This window comes from Streptomyces sp. NPDC001156, assembly GCF_053598275.1.
The window spans coordinates 1-3,955 of the sequence record NZ_JBSFJX010000391.1; the positions used below are offsets into that span (position 1 = coordinate 1).

Consider the following 3,955-nt stretch of genomic DNA (forward strand, 5'->3'; position numbering starts at 1 on the left):
CCAAGAGGAAAGCGACGTCAGACGCGGGCGGCACCCGCGACCGATTTTCGCGCCGTCACCACGGCGCGGGCAACGCGCCACATGGACTTGAGTGACCGGTTGGTGCATACATCTACATCACGGCGCAGCTCGCTGGCGTATGGCTGTCCACGCCCTCGAACGGGCTTGCGAGCATTCAGAAGACCGCTGGTGCAGGCGGCGCCACGCCCGGTGGCAAGCGGTCAGGGCTGGGGGGAGTCTATGGCTGTGGACCGGAACGGCGAAGGCCAGACGTCGCCGCACGCGGACGCCCGGCTACTTCAGCAGGTGATGGCCGCGCTCAGCGCCGGGGTGTACATCCTGGATGACAAGTCGCACGTCATCTGGGTCAATCCGCGCGCCGAGAACCTGCTCGTGCGGTCCGCCGCCGACATGATCGGCCACGACAGCCATGATCTGCTGCATCGCGGGCCCGGCGGCGGCACCTTGCCGCGCCACGCCTGCCGTCTGCTCGGCGCCTTCCTCAGCGGCACCACCGCGCACTCGGACGAGTGGTTCGAACGAGGCGACGGCGCCGTCATCCACGTGGCCTGTCTGAGCGTGCCCTACCGGACGCAGGACGGCACGAACGGCGGAGCCGTGATCTTCTACGAGCACCCGCCGCGCGAAGCCCCGGCCGCCGAGCCCTCAGACGCCGCGGCAGAGCTGTCGGACGTCATCGGCCGTCTCACGCTGGTCGCGGAGATCACCACCGTGCTCACCTCGACCCTGGACTCGCACGAGACGCTGCGCCGACTGGTCCGGCTGCTCCTCCCCCAGCTGGGCGACTGGGCTGTGGTGGACCTCCTGGACGAGAGCGGGGAGGTACAGCGCGTGGCCGTCGTCCACCATCACCACGGCACACATGTAAACGCGGAGGAGTTCGAGGGCTCCATGCCGCCGGCCTCGGAGACCGAGAACATGCCGCTCGCGCGGGTGCTGCGCGGCGCCCTCCCGATGATCGTGAGCCCTGCGGACTACGAGGGTTCCCTCGATACCGGCATCGCGGTCCAGCAGCGCGATCTCATCCGGGCGACCGGTATCCGCTCCGCTGTCATCGCGCCCCTGTACGGCCTGGGCGGGGTGGTGCTGGGCGCGCTGACCGTCGGCCGCGCCGAGCAGCCGCAGCCGTACGGCCCGGCCGAGCTCACCCTGGTGGACGACATCGCCCGCCGGGCCGGACTGGCGGTGGACAACGCCCGCTTGTACGAACAGCAGCGGCGGATCGCGGCGACCATGCAGCGCCATCTGCTGCCCCCGCTGCCCCGCATCCCCGGTCTGGAGATGGCCGCGCGCTACGAGCCCGCGCCGCACGCCTCGCAGGTCGGCGGCGACTGGTACGACGCGTTCCTGCTGCCCGACGGGGCGACGACCGCGCTGGTGATCGGTGACGTGGCCGGCCACGACCTCCAGGCGGCGGCCCGTATGGCACAGATCCGCAATATGCTGCGGGCCTTCGCCTGGGACCACGAGGCGCCGCCGAGCCGGATCGTCGACCGGCTCGACCAGGCGCTGGTGCACGTCAGCGATGTCGTCATGGCCTCGCTGATTCTGGCGCGGTTGGAGGGTGCGGCGGGCGGCCCCTGGACGCTGCGCTGGACCAACGCCGGGCACCCGCCGCCGCTCCTGGTCCACCACGACAGGCGAACCAAGTTCCTCGAAGAGGCGAACGGGGTCGTCATCGGCACGGAGCTCGCCACGGAGCGGATCGACGCGTTCGTCACGATCCCCCCGCTGAGCACGCTCGTGTTCTACACGGACGGGCTCATCGAGTCCCCGAGCCACACGCTCGACCAGGGGCTGAAGGCGCTGAGCAAGCACGCGGCGGCCCTGGCCCACCGCCCGCTCGACGACTTCTGCGACAGTCTCGTCAGCCGTTCCCGGCCCGCGGACAACGACGACGACATCGCCCTGCTCGCGCTGCACATCCCCGGCGGCTGAGCCCGCCGCGGCGGGCTCAGCTCGCCAGGGCTCAGCCCTTCACGGTTCCGCTCTTCGCGGTCGCCCAGCCCGGGGGTCTGTCGTTAAGTTGACAGAGGGGGCGTTTCTTTCTGAGTGACCATCGCGATCGCCTGCACCAACGGTCTTCTGAATGCGCGCAAGCCCGTTCGAGGGCGTGGACGGCCATACGCCAGCGAGCTGCGGCGTGATGGAGATGCATGCACCAACCTCGATTCTTCCGAGGGCTGACGGCGGCGTTGTGAGCGGCTGGCTGCCCGATATGTCCCGTGCCGTGTCGGGACTGGCCATCGCGTGACGCTGCGGGGCGTCGGGTTCCACGGGCCCGAGGGTGGTGCGGTCCTCTCCTCTCCGGTGTTGTCGGGGTGGTGGCCGGCCGTTAGGTGAGGGCCGGAAGCTGGGTGGCCCGTTGCCAGGCGGTGGTGAATGCGCGTGTCCAGGACCAGGTGCGGTCCAGGTGCAGGGTGCGCCTGCGGGCGTGGGCGGTGAGCCGGCCAGGCAGGTGGTACAGCTTCATGCGGATCGTCTCCGGCTCCGCGGCGGCGAGTTCGGGCTCGTCGTGCAGGAGGAGGAGCCGGGTCCATGCGTCGAGGTCGGCGGCGATCGTGGCGGCCAGCACCCAGGCGGCGTTCAGCTGCCAGGACTTGGAGGGCAGCAACCCGAGGCCGACCCGCTTGATCGCTTTCACCCGGTCCTCGACCTCTGCGTGATCACGGTAGAGGGCGTCGACGAACCACACCTGCCCGGAGCCGGGAACCCCGGAAAGTCCCTGGTGGGCGGGGACGTTCGTGGCGATGATCTGGTAGCGCCAGCCGGTGCGCTTCTCGAAGGCGGTCAGCTTCTTCGCATCCCGCCGCGAGGGCTTGACCCGGCGCACGATCAGCCGCATCCCCTTGGGCCAGCCGGTCAGGTCACGGACCCCGGTCAGCTCGGCGACCTGGTAGGTCAGCCACTCGCCGTCGGGTCCCCTGATCTCGTGGACCTCGCCGTCCTGCCGCAGCGCGGCCGTCCACGCCGTCTCGGGCAGCAGCGCGATGGCCTGCTCGTCCGTGGCGTTGATCGCCCAGCCGGTCACCCAGCGCACCCGGCGCCGGCTGGTGGTCAGCGTCTGGAGGTGGTCGAGGGCCTCGTGGCTAAAGGCCGCACCGTCGATCCGGACCAGCAGCTTCGACCACAGCGGCAGCGGGAGCTGCCGCAGCGCGGCGGCCAGAACGCTCTTGTGGTCAGCGACGCCGTTGGGGGCTGCGTTGCCGGGCCGCAGCAGCCTGGCGACGCACTCGCGGGTGTTGGCCACCCACGCCCCCAGCGGCATGTGGCCGAAGCTGCCCTTGAAGGTACCCGCCGCGCCTTCCTTCCGGCTGGTGCAGGTGACGATGGTCGCGTCGAGGTGGAGGACGTACCAGCCGGTCACCTCCCGGCCGCACACCGAGATCCAGGGGAAGCCGTGGGGGCGCAGGGCGAGCAGCGTCCACACCACGCGACGTATCGCGGCGCGGACGTGCTCCACCCGGACCGCGACCGGGCCGTCGATCGCCGCCAGGGCACGGCGCAGGGTGCTGTCCGAGACCGGCCGACCGAACACCGCCCGCCAGTGGTACTGAAGTTGCTCGGCCTGAAGGACGTTCGTCGCGCCGAGCGCGATCGCGCAGGCCAGCTGGACCAGCGCCATGCCCCGATCCCGCCAGCCCTGCCCGGCTCCCTTCGGCAACGCCGCACTCAGCGCGGCGGCCAGACCGACGCGGTCGGCGACCTTCCGCAGCAGCACCACGCCCGCGTGGCCGATCAGGTTCTTGCCGTCGGCCCGCACGGCAAGCCGGTGATCCCATTCGGTAGCGTCGGGTAGCCCCGGCCCATTGCTGGACCGGGGCCCCCTCAGAACCGTACGTGCGGTTGGGTAGGCCGCCAGCGAGGTGCCTGTGACCAGGCCCTTTTCCGACGGCCCCCCACCGAACCGGGCATGCTCGCTTTCCGAGCACCA

General features: G+C 70.8%; 2 protein-coding genes. One reads left to right on the top strand and one right to left on the bottom strand.

The window, feature by feature from the left end; genetic code table 11:
• Nucleotides 1-240 precede the first annotated feature (240 nt).
• A complete protein-coding gene (locus ACWDA7_RS51100; protein WP_450614846.1) occupies nt 241-1,959 on the top strand; it encodes a SpoIIE family protein phosphatase in 1,719 nt (572 codons plus the stop codon).
• 397 nt (nt 1,960-2,356) lie between these two features.
• On the opposite strand, the gene ACWDA7_RS51105 is transcribed toward ACWDA7_RS51100, so the two are convergent.
• Nucleotides 2,357-3,955 (bottom strand): IS1380 family transposase (locus ACWDA7_RS51105; protein ID WP_450614848.1); only part of this gene is annotated, 1,599 nt, incomplete at its 5' end.